The following is a 17,424-nucleotide window of genomic DNA, read 5'->3' on the forward strand; positions in this document are numbered from 1 at the left end:
AAAACGCAATCATTATTTTGATTGCGTTTTTTGGTTTTTAAACATCTTGTTAATTACCAAAGCATGTGGGAATGTAATAGCTGCAATAAACGAAAAGAGGATAGCGTAAATCAATTTTTCTTCTTTAAAAATTGAAATGACTATTACTATACCTATTAAGGAGATTATCCAATAGGGAAATGCTCTTTTAAAATAAGAAATAACAGAAGTTTTATTATAATTCCCATAAATAAAATTAATTTGTTCGTATAGTGAAGGAATGCTATGCCAAAGAATAAAATAAATAGTAAATCCCCAGATTAATGTAGAAGCTTTAAACACTATTGCGAAGACTATTAAATAAAATAATTCTTTAAAAAACACGCTTTTAAAATTAATTATTAAGTTTCTCAATTTTATAGCAAATACTATCAATAATAATGTAGAAGCAATAAGACCATAGATAATAATTTCTTCTGCGAACGAGTAACTAGTAATTGAATATATAACCTCTATAACTTTTTGAGCATTATAAAAAAATAAAAGAAACAATATAAACAACCCATAAAACAGATAAAAAAACTTGATAATTAATGAGTTGTTAATTGTTATTTTATGCTCCCAATGTTGTTCTCCAAAATGAAATGCACTAAAAACTATAAATAATAAAAAAGCTACTGCAGGTAGATAATAAAATAGTATTACTGCAGAAAGCACAGTAATTAAATACAATGCAAACACTTTAAAAAAAGGCTGTTTAGTTTTTTTATTAGATAGGTTCTCTATTAACAAAATATCATTAGAACCATGTAATATGCCAAAAGAGAAAATTAAAATAAACCCTAAAACAATCTCATATTCTTTAGGAACTATAGAGGTAATCCATAACCCTAATAAACTCAACACTATAGAAATATTATAAATTTTATCCATGTTATTTATCATATTCATAAAAATAAACCAAATTTTTTGTTAAATGTAAATTCATATTGTTTAACTATTAGTAAATTTGTTTAAACAAAATTAATAAATACTAAACAAAAATTGCTATGAAAACTTTTTTATCTTTAGTAGACGTCACGTCTAAATTAGATCCTACCGATTATGTAGGATTTACATTCTTTGTAGGTTGTATGGCTATGATGGCTGCTTCAGCCTTTTTCTTTTTATCATTAAACCAGTTTGATAAAAAATGGAGAACATCTGTACTGGTATCTGGCTTAATTACATTTATTGCTGCGGTTCACTACTTTTACATGAGAGACTATTGGGCAGTAAATATGGAGTCTCCAACCTTTTTCAGGTATGTTGATTGGGTATTAACTGTGCCATTAATGTGTGTTGAATTTTATTTAATACTTAAAGTAGCAGGAGCTAAACCTGCTTTAATGTGGAAGCTAATTGCATTTTCTGTAATTATGTTAGTGACCGGGTACTTTGGTGAAGCAGTGTACAATACTGGAAGCGGACCTGCTGTTTGGGGAGCAATTTCTGGAGCTGCATACTTCTATATAGTCTATGAAATTTGGTTTGGAAGCGCTAAAAAGTTAGCGGTAAATGCAGGAGGTGATATTTTAAAAGCACATAAAATACTATGTTGGTTTGTATTGGTAGGTTGGGCAATATACCCATTAGGTTACATGATGGGAACAGAAGGATGGTACAACTCTATATTACCACAAGGTGGAATAGATGTTGTTTACAACTTAGCAGATGCTATTAACAAAATTGGATTTGGGCTAGTGATATACGCGTTAGCTGTGAAAAAGAATGAAGTTCATAATTAGTTAGTTAGTAAATAAATTCATTCTTTTAAGCGTAGTCAGAAATGACTACGCTTTTTTTTACGTCAATATATAATCAATTACATTTACAGTCTAATTTTATTTACATGTCCTTTTCACCTAAAATAAAATATAATAACCAACCCAAAAGATTAGCTATAAAACTTAATGCTAAAGGCGAGCAGTTTGTAGTAAAAGGTCATCCATGGGTATTTTCAGATAATATTATTAAAATAAATGATGATGCTAAATCAGGAGATTTAGCCATTATTTTTAGTAAGAATAAAAATAAAGTTATTGGCTTAGGATTGTATGATGCTCTTTCACCAATCAGAATTAAAATGCTGCATAGCGGAAATGAAAAAGTAGAAATCAATGCAGCCTTCTTTCTCAATAAAATAAAAATAGCTTTTAAAAAACGTGAAAGTTTATTACAAACTAATACCAATAGCTACCGTTTACTATTTGGTGAAAACGATGGTTTCCCTGGATTAATTGCAGATGTTTACGCTTCAGTATTAGTTGTAAAAATATATTCAGAAATATGGTTACCCTATTTAGAAACTATACTTCCAAGTTTACAAGTCGTATCTAATTCTAAAACAGTCGTTATTAGATTAAGTAGAAGTTTAGAGCAGTCTAAATTGCATAACTTAATTAATGGAGAAGTTATATATGGTACATTAGAAGATGAGGTGGTACAATTTGTAGAACACAACGTTAATTTTTCAGCCAATGTCATTAAAGGACACAAAACGGGATATTTTCTGGACCATAGGGAAAATAGGAGACAAGTAGGTTTACTGAGTAAAAACAAGACTGTTTTAGACGTGTTTTCTTATGCTGGCGGATTTTCGGTACATGCTTTAGCTAATGGAGCAAAAACAGTAACTAGTTTAGATATTAGTCAGCAAGCATTAGAGATTGCCAAGCAAAATGGATTACTTAATTCATATTCTGGAAAGCACCATATATTAGCAGGAGATGCATTTAAAATTCTTGAACAGTTGGTGTCTAAAAAGGAAATTTTTGATATTGTAGTTATAGATCCTCCAAGTTTTGCTAAGCAACAATCAGACATTGAATTAGCTAAAAAAAAATACGCACAACTAGCAAAATTAGGACGACAATTAACAGGTAAAAATGGATTATTGGTATTAGCGTCTTGTTCTTCTAGAGTATTAAGTCAAACCTTTTTTGATCTTAATAGTCAAGTGTTATCAAACTCTAATCGAAAATTTAAAGTAGAATTAAAAACACAACATGATGTAGATCATCCAATAAGCTTTCCAGAAGGAGCTTATTTAAAATGTGGTTACTACAGGTTTATTGATTAAAATTATTATGCATGCATAATAATTTTATACTTATATTTGTATCACTAATTAATACAATATGACAACAAAACTCACTCAACTACTTAATATTAAATACCCTATCATTCAAGCACCAATGTTTTTAGTGTCTAATGTAGCTATGGTAACAGAAGCTATGAAAGCAGGTATTGCAGGATGTATTCCAGCACTTAACTATCGTACTTTAGAAGAGCTAAGAGCTGCAATAAAAGAATTAAAAGCTAATAAAGTAGAAGGTGGCTCGTTTGGATTTAATTTAATAGTCAATAAATCTAATATCAAATATAAAGGACAATTAGAAGTGTTGTGTGAAGAAGGTTGTGATTTTATTATTACGTCTTTAGGAAGTCCTGAAGAAACCATTAGACAAGCACACAAAGCAGGTATTAAGGTGTTTTGTGATGTAACCGATTTACATTTTGCTGAAAAAGTACAGCAATTAGGTGCTGATGCTGCAATAGCTGTTAACAATGAAGCGGGAGGACACAGAGGTAAATTGTCACCTCAAGAGCTAACCAGCTTGTTAAGTGAAAAATTAACTATACCTGTAATTTCTGCAGGTGGAGTAGGTTGTAAAGCAGACATTGATAAAATGTTGAGTTATGGTGCAGATGGTGTATCTGTAGGTAGCCCATTTATTGCATCTGTGGAAGCAGGAGTGACAGACGAGTATAAACAAGCTTGTGTAGATTACGGAGCAGAGGATATAGTTATGACAGAGCGTATTTCTGGAACACCATGTACAGTAATTAATACACCTTATGTACAGAAAATAGGTACAAAACAAACGTGGTTAGAACGCGTTTTAAATAAAAATAGAAAACTAAAAAAATGGGTTAAAATGATCCGTTTTTCTATAGGTATGAAAGCTACTGAAAATGCAGCTAAAAAAGCAACCTATAAAACAGTTTGGGTTGCTGGACCAAGTATACAGCACACTAAAGCAATTCTTCCTGTTAAAGATATAGTTGCCAAATTGATTGCTTAATATTTGTTCTAAATCCATTTTTATTTTATTAGTTAGCGATATAATATTCCTTATTTTTGCATTCTAAATTTACATTAGTGCAAAACATCACCATAGCAATAGACGGATTTTCATCTACAGGTAAAAGTACAGTTGCCAAGCAATTAGCAAAACACTTAGGTTATATTTATGTAGATACAGGCGCTATGTATAGAGCTGTTACCTTATTTACTATGCAAAACGGTTGGATTGATGCAGATCATTTTGATGTCATGGCTTTAGTCTCTAATCTAGATAAAGTATCCATTAGCTTTACGTTTAATCCAGATTTAGGTTTTGCAGAAGTCTACCTAAATGGAAAAAATGTAGAAAAACAAATACGTACCCTAGAAGTATCTAGCTTTGTTAGTAAAGTGGCAGCTATCCCAGAAGTGCGCTACCAATTGGTAAAACAGCAACAACAAATGGGTAAAGATAAAGGGGTTGTTATGGATGGACGTGATATTGGTACTGTGGTTTTTCCGTATGCAGAATTAAAAATATTTATGACCGCCTCTGCAGAAAAACGTGCTACTAGACGTTATAACGAGTTAATTGAAAGAGGCGATAATGTACAATATGAAGATGTATTACGTAATGTACAAGAGCGTGATTATATAGACTCACATCGCGAGGATTCTCCATTAGTTAAAGCAGAAGATGCTATAGAGATAGACAATTCGGATTTATCTTTAGAAGAGCAGTTTGATAAAGTATTAGGCCTTGTACAAATGACTCTTGAAGATTTGGAATAAAAAAAAGCGAACTATCAGCTTTCGCAAGATAATCCGCTTTACATAGTTTGCTATTAAACTCCTACAAATTTGGAATTTTTAATTCTTGATCTGGGTGAATAACATCTGGGTTTTTTAAGATGTCTTTATTAGCTTCAAAAATAGCAGTGTATTTTGCTGCATTTCCATAATAGTGCTTTGCAATTTTACCTAAAGTATCTCCGCTTTTAACCGTATGCTTAGCATAAACACTAGAATCTGCGACTTCAATATTTGCTTTAATATCTGAAGGATTTTCTCCTCCAATAGCTTTAATCTTGTCCCAAATTAGGTTTTTTTCATATTGTGTAGATGCTGTACCTTTAACTTTTAACACACCATTTTCTTCAGTAACATTTCCGTTTTGAATATTTAATTTTTCTCCTAAATCAAGCACACCTTGATATTTTGCTTTTACAGCCATATGTAATTTTTTTTATAATGTTAATCTTCTTTAAATATACTAATTATTATAGCAGCTTTATCAGCGTAAATTAGGTTTTGTAAACTCTTTGATGAAGTGTTTAATTTTATCGATAAAATACACTTTTAACTCTAAATAGTATTAGCGCTTGTAAAATATTGGTTTTTAGTCACTTATTTTTTTTAATTAGTATTAGGCAATATTGTTAAAAAGTACTATTTTTGCACACCTTTTTAGCGCATACAAGAAAGATGAAAAGGAATAACAACAATATAATTTATAACACTTCTGTGTGTTAGCGCTTAAATTTTTCTAAACATAACAGAATACAAACCGTAATATGGCTCAAATTCTGCGAAAGCAAAAAAACTATATTACACATTAATTTAAATGGCTGATAAAGCAAAAAAAGCAGAAGCTGAAGCTCAAGAAGTAGCAACAGCAACTAAAGAAGCTCCAGTAGTATCTGAAGCACAAGCAAACCCAGAAAAATTCTTAAAAGAATTCAATTGGCACAACTACCAAGAAGGTATTGATGAGGTTGAAGATTCTCAATTAAAAGAATTTGAAAAATTAGTATCAGAAAATTTCGTAGACACGTTAGATGACGAAGTTGTAGAAGGAGAAGTAATTCATATTACAGATCGTGATGCAATTATTGACATTAACGCAAAGTCTGAAGGAGTAATTTCTTTAAACGAATTTAGATACAATCCAGACTTAAAAGTAGGAGACAAGGTTGAGGTATTAATTGACGTACGTGAAGACGCAACAGGTCAATTAGTGTTATCTCACAGAAAAGCTCGTGTAATTAAAGCTTGGGACAGAGTAATTAAAGCAAACGAAACTGGTGAAATCGTAAACGGTTTTGTTAAATGTCGTACTAAAGGTGGTATGATTGTAGATGTTTTCGGGATTGAAGCATTCTTACCAGGATCTCAGATTGATGTTAAACCAATTAGAGATTACGATCAGTACGTAAATAAAACTATGGAATTTAAAGTTGTGAAAATTAATCACGAGTTTAAAAACGTAGTTGTTTCTCATAAAGCTTTAATTGAAGCTGATATTGAAGAACAAAAGAAAGAAATCATAGGTCAATTAGAAAAAGGTCAAGTATTAGAAGGTGTGGTTAAAAACATTACATCTTACGGAGTATTTATTGATCTTGGTGGTGTTGACGGATTAGTACACATTACAGATTTATCATGGTCACGTATCAACCATCCAAACGAGATTGTTGAGTTAGACCAGAAATTAAATGTGGTAATCCTTGATTTTGATGAAGATAAATCTAGAATCCAATTAGGTCTTAAGCAATTATCTAAACATCCTTGGGATGCCTTAGGAGAAAACGTTGCTGTTGGAGACAAAGTTAAAGGTAAAGTTGTTGTAATCGCAGATTACGGAGCATTTATTGAAGTTGCTGAAGGTGTAGAAGGATTAGTACACGTGTCAGAAATGTCATGGTCTACGCATTTACGTTCTGCTAACGATTTTGTAAACGTTGGAGACGAAATTGATGCAGTGATCTTAACATTAGACAGAGAAGATCGTAAGATGTCTCTTGGTATTAAGCAATTAACTCCAGACCCATGGACAGATATTACTACTAAATACCCAGTTGGATCTAAGCATACAGGTATTGTACGTAACTTTACAAACTTTGGTGTTTTTGTTGAATTAGAAGAAGGTATTGATGGATTAATTTACATCTCAGATTTATCTTGGACTAAGAAAATTAAGCATCCATCAGAATTCTGTAATGTTGGTGATAAATTAGATGTAGTAGTATTAGAGTTAGATGTTGAAGGACGTAAATTATCTTTAGGTCACAAACAAACAACAGAGAATCCTTGGGATAAATACGAAACTGAGTTTGCTGTAGATACGACGCACACAGCAGAAATTGCTGAAGTTGTAGATAAAGGAGCAACTATTGAGTTTAATGAAGATATCGTAGCTTTCGTACCATCTCGTCACCTTGAAAAAGAAGACGGTAAGATGTTAAAGAAAGGTGATACTGCAGAATTCAAAATCATCGAATTTAATAAAGAATTCAAACGTGTTGTTGCCTCTCACACTGCTATATTTAAAGCAGAAGAAATGGCAAACGTAAAAGCTGCTGCTAAAAAAGCTGCTGCGCAAGCTGAAGAAGCTAAACCTACTTTAGGAGATGCTAATGAAGCGTTACAAGCGTTAAAAGATAAAATGGACGGAAAAAAATAATCCAACCTTTTTATTATAATAGTAAAAGCCTCTCAGAAATGAGAGGTTTTTTTTGTTCTTGACTATTTTATTGATATTAAATACTAAACTCAAAAAATGAATAATAATTCATTATAATCGTTAAAATGAGGTATTTGCAAGATAAAAAGTGTTAAAATTGATTAATATCTTGTTCATACAAAAAGTTTGTTATAATTTTAAATAAATCTTTAAAACCCCAATGTTATGAAAAAAATTACCTTATTAGTTGCATTTTTATGTACCTCTTTATTTGTTTTTAGCCAATCAGGAAACACTTTGCCAGAAGCTATAAATACTGTAGACAACAATCAAAATAGCTTAGCTAGTGCATTTAATGGATTAAATGCATCCTCTTTGACTCCCTATTGTTTTGGAAGTGGTTTAGATCCAAAAATCGATTTGTTTTATAAAAACACAATTGAAACTGATCATGATATAATTACTTTTAATATGACTTCGCAAATTGGAGTAATTGCTAGAATTTATTTTCAAATAAGCAGAGCTATAGGTGGAGATGAAAACAATCTAGTTGAAGTTGTTTGTGATTATTATGACATTAACACTGTACCACTAGGTGGAAGTATGGATATAGAGTTACCCTCTATTACTTATACTAATGGAATTGTTAATCCAAATGATGTATATTTTATTAGAATTTTTAGACCAACAGATCAGGTAGGAGTGGATCTAGATCAAACTACAGTTGATGCTATTTTATCAAACACGACATTAAATATGAATAGTTTTGATTCTTCAACATTATCTTTAACGTCATATAATATAGATACATTAAATAGTATAGTTACAGAAAATTCTATTAAAATTATTAATAATCAAAGTTTTAAAAATTTCAAAATTTACAGCATTGATGGTAAATTAATTAAAGAAAACAGCCAAAATAATTTTATAAATAACATAGATATATCTACCTTTAATAGAGGTATTTATATTCTACATTTAGAAAATAATGAATCTTCTAAAGTCATTAAGTTTTTAAAACAATAAATAATTTTAATTATAATAAAAAGCCTCTCAGTTCCGAATCTTTGGAAGAGAGGCTTTTTTATTTCATATAAAACAACTTTTAACTTATAATAATTTAAATTACCTTTGTTAACCAAACCCGTTTGGATCACTATGAGTCAAAAAGTGCTACTTAATGCCACAGAAGTCAATATCATTCTACATAGATTGGCTTGTCAACTCATTGAAAAACATAATGATTTTTCTAATACTATTTTAATCGGAATACAACCAAGAGGTAAATATTTGGCTAACCGTTTAGCTTCTATGCTAAAAACAGATTATAAGATTAAAAATTTACAATTAGGACATTTAGATATTACCTTTTACAGAGACGATTTTAGAAGAAGTGATAAACCATTAGAAGCTAACACAACAGAAATGAATGTGCAAGTAGAAGATAAAAAAGTGGTGTTTATTGACGATGTATTATATACTGGAAGAAGCATACGTGCAGCTTTAACAGCAATACAGTCTTTTGGTCGTCCAAACGAAATTGAATTATTAACCTTAATAGATAGACGTTTTAGTCGACATCTACCCATTCAACCCGATTATAGAGGTCGACAAGTAGATGCTATAAATAACGAAAAAGTAAAAGTAAACTGGGTAGAAAATGATGGAGAAGACGCGGTTTATGTAGTAAAAAGTTAACACTGAAAAATTAATAATTACAAATTATGAGCGAATTAAGTGTCAATCACTTATTAGGAATTAAATATCTTAATAGTCAAGATATAGAGCTTATTTTTAAAACAGCCGATCACTTTAAAGAAGTGATTAATCGTCCTATTAAAAAAGTTCCTTCGCTTCGTGATATTACCATTGCTAATTTATTTTTCGAAAATTCTACACGTACCAAACTGTCTTTTGAATTGGCAGAAAAACGACTTTCTGCAGATGTAATTAACTTTTCAGCATCTCAATCTTCAGTAAAAAAAGGAGAAACTTTAATAGATACAGTTAATAATATTTTATCAATGAAAGTGGATATGGTTGTAATGCGTCATCCTAATCCAGGAGCAGGTGTTTTCTTGTCAAAACATGTTAATGCAAGCATTATAAACGCAGGAGACGGAGCACATGAGCATCCAACACAAGCACTATTAGATAGTTATTCTATTAGAGAACGATTAGGTACAGTTAAAGGAAAAAACGTAGTTATAGTAGGAGATATTTTACATAGTCGTGTGGCTTTATCCAACATTTATGCATTAAAACTACAAGGTGCTAATGTTATGGTTTGCGGACCTAAAACATTATTACCAAAACATATAGAAAAACTAGGCGTAACTGTAGAAACTAATTTACGTAAAGCCCTTAATTGGTGTGATGTTGCTAATATGCTTCGTGTACAAAACGAACGCATGGACATTAGTTATTTTCCATCTACCAGAGAATACACACAGCAATTTGGAGTTAATAAAGCTATATTAGATAGCTTGGATAAAGAAATAACAATTATGCATCCTGGACCAATCAATAGAGGTGTAGAAATTACAAGTGATGTAGCAGATTCTAAACAAGCCATTATATTAGACCAAGTTCAAAACGGTGTAGCAATAAGGATGGCAGTTATATACTTATTAGCGTCTAAAATAAAACAATAGTTATGATTATAGATCAAAATGAAAACATAACCATTATAACCCAAGAAAATGCTTCGGTTATAGAATTAGTAAAAAAAATAGAGTCATTATATCCAAAATTTAAAAACAATAATGTTATTGTTAATTTAAATACAATCAAACCCATTTCTTTACAAGAAATTATAGAGTTTTTAAGAGTCTCCAATCAACACAGAGCAGCAAAACACTCTTTTGTAATTGTTAATGAAGGTATTGATGCAGATAAAACACCAGACGAGATAGTTATTGTACCAACACTTCAAGAAGCTCACGATATTATTGAAATGGAAGAAATGGAACGTGATTTAGGATTTTAAAATGAAGCTAAACATTCTAGGTTGCTACAGTGCAACTCCGCGTACTTTTACCAATCCCACCTCTCAAGTTCTAGAAATTAATAATCATATTTTTTTAATAGACTGTGGAGAAGGAACCCAAGTACAGCTTAGAAAAAATAAAATTAAGTTTAATAGGATAAAGCACATTTTTATTTCTCATTTACATGGCGACCATTTTTTTGGTTTAGTTGGTTTAATTTCTACTTTTAGATTATTAGGTCGCGACACAGATTTGCATATCCATGCACCTAAAGGCTTAAAAGAAGTTATTATCTTACAATTAAAATTAGGCAATTCCTGGACAAATTATAATCTGTTTTTTCATGAGCTAACAAATAAAAATTCTGAACTTGTTTTTGAAGATGATAAGGTTGAAGTTTATACCATACCTTTAGATCATAGGGTTTATACTAATGGATTTTTATTTAGAGAAAAAGAAGGAGAGCGTAAGTTAAATATGAATGAAGTATTAAATGCTAATATTAATGTTGCTTACTACAGAAAATTAAAACAAGGTTTTGATGTTATTAATGAAGAAGGACATCTGGTAAAAAATGACACGGTAACTTTACCGCCTAATCCCTCTAAAAGCTACGCATTTTGTAGCGATACAGCTTATAACGAAACAATAATACCTATAATTAAAAACGTAGATGTATTATATCATGAATCTACTTTTTTAGAACAACATGCTAGTCTTGCTATCCCAACAAAACATAGTACAGCAAAACAAGCTGCAAAAATTGCAAAATTGGCAAATGTTGGTCAATTAATTTTAGGACATTATTCAACTAGATACGATGATTTAAACGTATTTAAAACCGAAGCACAAACAGAATTTGAAAACGTAGAGTTGGCTGACGACGGTAAGGTGTTTCAGTTTTAATTTTTAAATCTAGTATTAGTAATATAAGTTGCAACAATAACAATAACTACTATTAAGGTGGTATTAAATAATATTATTGTATTCTCCTTTACATTAATAACATCTAACACGTAGTATAACAATAGTGTTAGTAAACCTAGACAAATAAAAGTGTATTTTAAAAAGGTAGAAAGCTCTTTAATATTAATTTTTTCTTTGTCGGTTTTTGAAAGTGTATTGTATCCAGCAATCAAATTAGGAAAACGTTTAACTAGAAATCCACTAATAATAAGTATCAAGCTAACTAAAAGCTGAGAATATATCATTTAATATTATTTTTGAGATTCTACATAAATTTTGAATTGATTCAACCATTTTTGAACTTGTTTTTTAAACATTCCAGGAAATAATCTAGCAATTAACTTTATAAAAGCACCATTAAATTTAGAGTACTCAATTTCTGTAATATAACGTGTTTTGTTTTCTTCTAAAGCTATAAGCGATACTTTCATGGTGTTAGTCATATGTTTGTGTTCATATAAAGCAAAAAACTCATTAGGTAAATCGTTATTAAGTATAGTCTCGATAAGTTCTAGTTTTTTGTAATACATTTTAGATTTTGCCCCTTTTTTAAAAGCACTTCCACTTATCAATTCTTTTTTTATAAATCCATCCTGATAATATTTTAAATTGTCTGGATTTAAAAAGATTTCGGAAACCTTTTCAACAGATTCGTTAATATCTATAGAGCAGTTAAATGTCATATCAAAAAATAGTTAGATATTAAAGTTACTAAAAAACTTAATTATATAATTTCAAAATCTTGTAAATTGCAATATGAATAAAGACTTAAGTAATTATAGGAAATCTTACGAAAAAGGAGAACTACGTTTAAAAGACACTCCGGAAAACCCTTTAGAATTGTTTAGAACTTGGTTTAATGAGGTTGACAACCATTTTCCTCAAGACGAAACAAACGCTATGACTTTATCTACAATAGGAATAGACGGGTTTCCAAAAAGTAGAGTAGTCCTTCTAAAAAAATTCTCTTATCAGGGATTTATATTTTATACAAATTATGACAGTGAAAAAGGAAAAGCAATAAGTAACAATCCTAATGTGTGTTTATCTTTTTTTTGGCCAGCTGCAGAACGACAAATAACTATTAAAGGAAAAGCAGAAAAAATAGCAGAAAATTTAAGTGATGGTTATTTTGAGTCTAGACCTAAAGGAAGTCAATTAGGTGCATTAGTATCTAAACAAAGTAGTATAATTAATAGTAGAGAGGAATTAGAAAATCAATTAAAAATATTAGAGCAAGATTATTCCAATAAAGAAGTTTTAAGGCCATCAAATTGGGGAGGCTACATTGTAAAGCCAATATCAATAGAATTTTGGCAGGGACGCCCTAATCGATTACATGACAGAATCCTTTATGCTTTAAATTCTGATTCACTTTGGATTAAAAATCGATTATCACCATAATTTACCCGATGAAATACATTTCAATTTAGCATTTTATCGACGAAATGCACAATAAGAAGTTAAAATACGTGTTTTTCATCGATTTTAACATTTAATTAACACTTTTTTAGATAGTACTATATTATTTTTGGAGTCCCAAATCATTACAACTCTATAAAATGAAAAAAGTTACTAACCTACTTATGTTTATTTGCTTTGCAGTAGCATTAACTTCATGCTCAACAGATAACATCGAAGATCATATTGATGACGTTAACGCATTGGTAATTCCAGAAGCTAAACCTATTGAAATTGAAATTTTAGAGTTGATTAATCAACATAGAATTAGTATTGGTTTAAATGCCTTAGATAGTCATATGCTAATTAAAGGTCAAGCGTTTACACATACAGATTATATGGTAGATAAAAACGTAGTAAATCACGATAATTTTTTTAGTAGAAAATCGTATTTAGTCAACAATGCTAATGCAATTAAAGTATCAGAGAATGTTGCTTATGGTTTTTCTAGTGCTTCTTCAGTAGTTAACGCTTGGTTAAATAGCGAAGGGCATAGAAGTAATATAGAAGGGGATTTTACAGATTTTGAAATTTCTGCTGAATTGGGAGAAAACAATAAATGGTATTTTACTAATATATTTATTAAAAAGTAAATTAAAATAATATAATTAAAAAAGCCTTTCAATAATATGAAAGGCTTTTTTTTATTTGTATTGGTTAGTAATTATAAACTTAGATCGTCTATTATATTCATGCTCTTTCTCTGTACATTTAACACCATTGGTACATTGGTTTAGTATTTGTGATTCACCATAACCAATTGCACTTATTATTCGGTCTTCTGATATTCCTCTAGAAAATAAATAATCCCTAGTAGCTTTAGCACGTCGATCTGATAATTTTAAGTTATAAGCATCTCTACCACGACTATCTGTATGAGCTTCAATTTTAATAATCATTTTTGGATGCTCACGCATAACAGCTACAATATTTTCTAGCTCATAAGCTGCATCTGGTCTAATATATGATTTATCGTAATCAAAATAGATTGGATTAATTACTATTTCGTTATCAATAATTAATGGTGCTAAAAACAAATCTATAGTTGTGGTTTCACCATTAATAGGCGAGGTTACAAATCCTTTTTTATCAGGTCTATAAATTACACGTTCTGCTAGAACAGTATATGTTTTATCACATCCTATATCTTTAAACTCATATTTACCATCTTTATCTGTATAATAGGTTTCTACAACTTGACCGTTTATATCTAATAAAGAGACATTAACTTTATCTAAAGGCTCTCCAGATAATTCATCATAAGCGACACCAGAAACAATTTGTTTACATTGATATTTACCAAAAGCGTAGATATCATCACCACCTTTACCACCTTCTCTGTTAGAAGAGAAATACCCAGTTTGAGTATCTGAATCAATAAAGAAACAAAAATCGTCATAAGGGCTATTAAAAGGCGCTCCTAAATTATTTACTTGAACTTTAGTAGTGTCGTTTCTTTTTCGTTTTAACAGGTTGGTTTCAAAAATGTCAAGTAACCCAAGATTTAAATTAGCGTCACTAGAAAAATACAATGTTGAGTCTTTAGCAACAAACGGAAATTTTTCATTTCCTTCTGTGTTAATATCAGGACCTAAGTTAACCGGAGTTCCGTAAGTACCATCAGCCTTAATTGCAACACGATATAGATCTGTTTGTCCATATCCACCTTCCATATCTGACACAAAATACAATGTTTTATTATCTGGACTTAAGGCTGGTGCTCCGCATGAATAGGCATCATTATTAAAAGGTAATTCTATTACATTACTCCAGGTGTTACCTGATTTTGTTGCTTTGTAAATTTTTAAATTAGAAGTACCCTCTTTAGAGTATTTCCTTTTTTCTTTTTTATTTACATTATTTCTTGTAAAATACATGGTTTGACCATCATTAGTAATAGTAACTAATCCTTCATGATCATTAAATGTATTTATAGTAGAATTTAATTTTTTTGGTTCAGAAAATGTTTTAGCTGCATTAGCTATTTTGGTCTCAGACTGAAAAATATTTAAGAATGGTTCGTTATTCCAATCATATAACTTTTTTTCATCGGTTATAGAATCTTTTACCCAAGTCGAGTAGAAGTATAACATATTATCTTTTTCATAACCTCCAAAATCTGAATACACAGTGTTTAATGGTAGATTTTCAACATCTACATAAACTTTATCTGTATTGGCTAGTTGATTGTAACTTTCTAGGTTAAAATTTTCAATATTTTTTATACGTTTATCTCTTTTGTTTTTTTCATTAAAAGTTCTAAGATAATCATTAGCGAGTTCATATTTTTTTTGACTTCTTAACGTCTGTACGTATTTATAGATATATTCTGAATCAATTAATGGATACTTCTTAATGGCTTTTCCATACCAAAATTCGGCTTTTTCTACTTTTCTGGTATTAAAGTAGCAGTCACCAATTCTTGTTAATATGTATTCTGTACTATCTTCTTTTTTTAAGGCTTCTTTGTAAAGTTCAGCTGCTTTTTCATACGAGAAATCTCTAAAAAAATTATCTGCAACTTTAGTTTGTGCCAACGCTTGTTGTACAAATAATAAAAGAATGAAATATGTAATTATTTTTAGTTTCATTTTAAAAATATCTTGGAGATTTAACACGTTTAGTAGGTTTGAATACTTCAAACATAAGTAATAATTCATGAGTTCCTCCTGTATAAGGTCTAAGGTCTGTGATGTAATGCTCATAAGCATAACCAATTCTCATTTGAGGCGATAATTGGAAATCTGCTAAAGCACCAATGGTAGAAGTATCTCTATTATATCTATAACTACCACCCAACCAAAATTTGTCATTAAATAAGAAATGTGAACTAATATCAAAAGATACAGGTGCACCATTAGTTACTTTTACCAATGCCGAAGGTTTAAGTTTTACGTTTTCATTTAAGTCAAAAACGTAACCACCAGTTAAATAGTATCCAACACGCTCTAAAGCTATATAATCCACATTAGGGTCTAACGCACTTTCATTATAATCTGTGTTAATAATTCTTGGAGCTGACAAGCCTACATACCATCTGTTTTGATGTAAATAAGCACCAACACCAATATTTGGATTCCATCGGTTTGTAAAGTTACTAAAGAAAGGGTCTATTGCAACTGTAGGATCATCTAAAAAGCCTTCTTGATCTAAATTATAATGAGTAAATCCAGCTTTTAAACCAAATGCAAGTTTTGTTTTTTCTGACACTTCAATAGTATATGAAAAATCGCCATAAACAAATACAAAGTTTTCATAACCTAGCTCATCATTTATTACCGATAATCCTAAACCTATTTTCTCATCTTTTAATGGTGCATGTATAGATACCGTAGATGTTGTTGGAGATCCATCTAAACCAACCCATTGGCTTCTGTGTAGGCCAACAATACTAATAGTTTCTCTACTACCAGCATAAGCTGGATTAATAGAAATAGTATTAAACATGTATTGCGAAAATTGTGGTAGTTGCTGTGCCACTAACTGCACACAGCAAAATACTAACAAAATACTAATACTATATATTTTTAGTTTTTTCATTTAAGTTTTTATTTAGTTCCTAAATATAAAGGACCAGCTAATGGTTTTATACCACTATCTTTTATTTCTATAACATAGTAATATGTACCGTTTGGTAATCTTCCAGCAGATCCAACAGATCCACTTGGGCTTTGTCCATTCCAATCATTTTGATAGTCTCTAGATTCGAAAACAATATCACCAAAACGGTTAAATATTTTAATATCTACAATAAATCCACATTCTTCAACACCACCAACTGTAAAGTATTCGTTATAGCTATCTCCATTTGGTGTTACTGCTTTAGAGATTTTTAAATCGTCTTCTCCACAAGGTAATACTATACAGTCTTCATTAACGTGAATGGTTACTTCATAAGTATTTAAACAACCATTATTAGAAACTGTATAAGTAAATACATAATCTCCGATTTCAACTTCTAGTGGATCAAAGATACCATCTATTATTGTTATACCATCTGTAACTACAACCCATTCTATAGATGTGTCTGCTCCATTAGGTAAGAATTCATAAAGATCAATTAAGCCATCTTCAGTACATCTATCTGCTTCAATTTCTTCTGTAAAGTTTTCAGTAACAACGCTAATTGTATGCGTAATTACTGTGTCATTACCACATTCATCAGTAGCAGTCCAAGTCCAAATTAAATCGTAGATTTCTTCTGTACCTGTAAATGTTGATGTTTCTTCAAATACCACAGTGATGTTATTTGTTGAACAATCATCTTCAAATGATAACTCTGGAACATCAGGTACGTTAGAACAAATCACACTACTTGGTAAATCCAAAGGAGTAATTAATGTAGGACCTGTTGTATCTACAATTGTTATAGTTTGCACTAAAGTAGTCGTATTGTTACACTCGTCTGTTAATGTCCACGTTCTAGTAATTACAGATTCGTTAGCACAAGAACCAGC

General features: G+C 30.4%; 19 protein-coding genes. 12 read left to right on the forward strand and 7 right to left on the reverse strand.

Annotated features, from left to right (window positions below):
* Positions 1-12: 12 nt before the first annotated feature.
* Positions 13-912, reverse strand: a complete 900-nt coding sequence (locus LY08_RS04850) for a Brp/Blh family beta-carotene 15,15'-dioxygenase (protein WP_111659345.1) — start codon at positions 910-912, stop codon at positions 13-15.
* Positions 913-1,028: 116 nt separating this feature from the next.
* Here LY08_RS04850 and LY08_RS04855 point away from each other — a divergent pair, with 116 nt between their 5' ends.
* From LY08_RS04855 to cmk, 4 genes are all read left to right on the forward strand, one after another.
* Complete coding sequence (locus LY08_RS04855) at positions 1,029-1,766, forward strand: bacteriorhodopsin-like (protein WP_111659301.1); 738 nt, start codon at positions 1,029-1,031, stop codon at positions 1,764-1,766.
* 104 nt (positions 1,767-1,870) lie between these two features.
* Entirely contained in the window at positions 1,871-3,100 is a 1,230-nt protein-coding gene (locus LY08_RS04860; RefSeq protein WP_111659302.1) for a class I SAM-dependent rRNA methyltransferase, read from the forward strand.
* A 58-nt stretch (positions 3,101-3,158) separates the two neighbouring features.
* Entirely contained in the window at positions 3,159-4,106 is a 948-nt protein-coding gene (locus tag LY08_RS04865; protein WP_111659303.1) for an NAD(P)H-dependent flavin oxidoreductase, read from the forward strand.
* A 77-nt stretch (positions 4,107-4,183) separates the two neighbouring features.
* Positions 4,184-4,879 (forward strand): (d)CMP kinase, encoded by a 696-nt coding sequence (cmk, locus tag LY08_RS04870; RefSeq protein ID WP_111659304.1) that lies wholly within the window; start codon positions 4,184-4,186, stop codon positions 4,877-4,879.
* A 61-nt stretch (positions 4,880-4,940) separates the two neighbouring features.
* Here the strand turns inward: cmk and LY08_RS04875 are convergent, their stop codons facing one another.
* On the reverse strand, positions 4,941-5,321 hold the full coding sequence (locus LY08_RS04875; RefSeq protein ID WP_111659305.1) for a LysM peptidoglycan-binding domain-containing protein: 381 nt from the start codon (positions 5,319-5,321) through the stop codon (positions 4,941-4,943).
* A gap of 390 nt (positions 5,322-5,711) precedes the next feature.
* On the opposite strand from LY08_RS04875, the gene rpsA reads away from it, so the two are divergent.
* The 6 genes from rpsA (at position 5,712) to LY08_RS04905 (ending at position 11,446) form a co-directional block, all read left to right on the forward strand.
* A complete protein-coding gene (gene rpsA / locus LY08_RS04880) occupies positions 5,712-7,550 on the forward strand; it encodes a 30S ribosomal protein S1 (protein ID WP_111659306.1) in 1,839 nt (612 codons plus the stop codon).
* Between the two features lie 225 nt (positions 7,551-7,775).
* Positions 7,776-8,576 (forward strand): T9SS type A sorting domain-containing protein, encoded by an 801-nt coding sequence (locus tag LY08_RS04885; protein WP_111659307.1) that lies wholly within the window; start codon positions 7,776-7,778, stop codon positions 8,574-8,576.
* A 132-nt stretch (positions 8,577-8,708) separates the two neighbouring features.
* A complete protein-coding gene (gene pyrR, locus LY08_RS04890; RefSeq protein WP_111659308.1) occupies positions 8,709-9,248 on the forward strand; it encodes a bifunctional pyr operon transcriptional regulator/uracil phosphoribosyltransferase PyrR in 540 nt (179 codons plus the stop codon).
* 26 nt (positions 9,249-9,274) lie between these two features.
* Complete coding sequence (locus LY08_RS04895) at positions 9,275-10,204, forward strand: aspartate carbamoyltransferase catalytic subunit (RefSeq protein WP_111659309.1); 930 nt, start codon at positions 9,275-9,277, stop codon at positions 10,202-10,204.
* Positions 10,205-10,206: 2 nt separating this feature from the next.
* A complete protein-coding gene (locus tag LY08_RS04900) occupies positions 10,207-10,539 on the forward strand; it encodes a ribonuclease Z (protein WP_111659310.1) in 333 nt (110 codons plus the stop codon).
* A 1-nt stretch (position 10,540) separates the two neighbouring features.
* Entirely contained in the window at positions 10,541-11,446 is a 906-nt protein-coding gene (locus LY08_RS04905; protein ID WP_111659311.1) for a ribonuclease Z, read from the forward strand.
* Here the strand turns inward: LY08_RS04905 and LY08_RS04910 are convergent.
* Together LY08_RS04910 and LY08_RS04915 are read right to left on the reverse strand one after the other, a co-directional pair.
* Entirely contained in the window at positions 11,443-11,751 is a 309-nt protein-coding gene (locus tag LY08_RS04910; RefSeq protein ID WP_111659312.1) for a DUF3784 domain-containing protein, read from the reverse strand. The genes LY08_RS04905 and LY08_RS04910 overlap by 4 nt on opposite strands.
* A 6-nt stretch (positions 11,752-11,757) precedes the next feature.
* On the reverse strand, positions 11,758-12,189 hold the full coding sequence (locus LY08_RS04915) for an SRPBCC family protein (protein WP_111659313.1): 432 nt from the start codon (positions 12,187-12,189) through the stop codon (positions 11,758-11,760).
* 73 nt (positions 12,190-12,262) lie between these two features.
* Between LY08_RS04915 and pdxH the strand changes: the two genes are divergently transcribed.
* Complete coding sequence (gene pdxH, locus LY08_RS04920; RefSeq protein WP_111659314.1) at positions 12,263-12,910, forward strand: pyridoxamine 5'-phosphate oxidase; 648 nt, start codon at positions 12,263-12,265, stop codon at positions 12,908-12,910.
* A gap of 158 nt (positions 12,911-13,068) precedes the next feature.
* Positions 13,069-13,560 carry a CAP domain-containing protein gene (locus LY08_RS04925; protein ID WP_111659315.1) on the forward strand — a complete coding sequence of 164 codons (492 nt, stop codon included), beginning with the start codon at positions 13,069-13,071 and terminating at the stop codon, positions 13,558-13,560.
* Positions 13,561-13,611: 51 nt separating this feature from the next.
* Here the strand turns inward: LY08_RS04925 and LY08_RS04930 are convergent, their stop codons facing one another.
* The 3 genes from LY08_RS04930 to LY08_RS04940 form a co-directional block, all read right to left on the reverse strand.
* On the reverse strand, positions 13,612-15,558 hold the full coding sequence (locus LY08_RS04930; protein WP_111659316.1) for an OmpA family protein: 1,947 nt from the start codon (positions 15,556-15,558) through the stop codon (positions 13,612-13,614).
* 1 nt (position 15,559) lies between these two features.
* Complete coding sequence (locus tag LY08_RS04935) at positions 15,560-16,507, reverse strand: PorP/SprF family type IX secretion system membrane protein (RefSeq protein ID WP_111659317.1); 948 nt, start codon at positions 16,505-16,507, stop codon at positions 15,560-15,562.
* An 8-nt stretch (positions 16,508-16,515) separates the two neighbouring features.
* A partial coding sequence (locus tag LY08_RS04940) for a gliding motility-associated C-terminal domain-containing protein (RefSeq protein WP_146603196.1) occupies positions 16,516-17,424 on the reverse strand: 909 nt, incomplete at its 5' end.

The organism is Olleya aquimaris, from assembly GCF_003259525.1.
GTDB lineage: Bacteria > Bacteroidota > Bacteroidia > Flavobacteriales > Flavobacteriaceae > Olleya > Olleya aquimaris.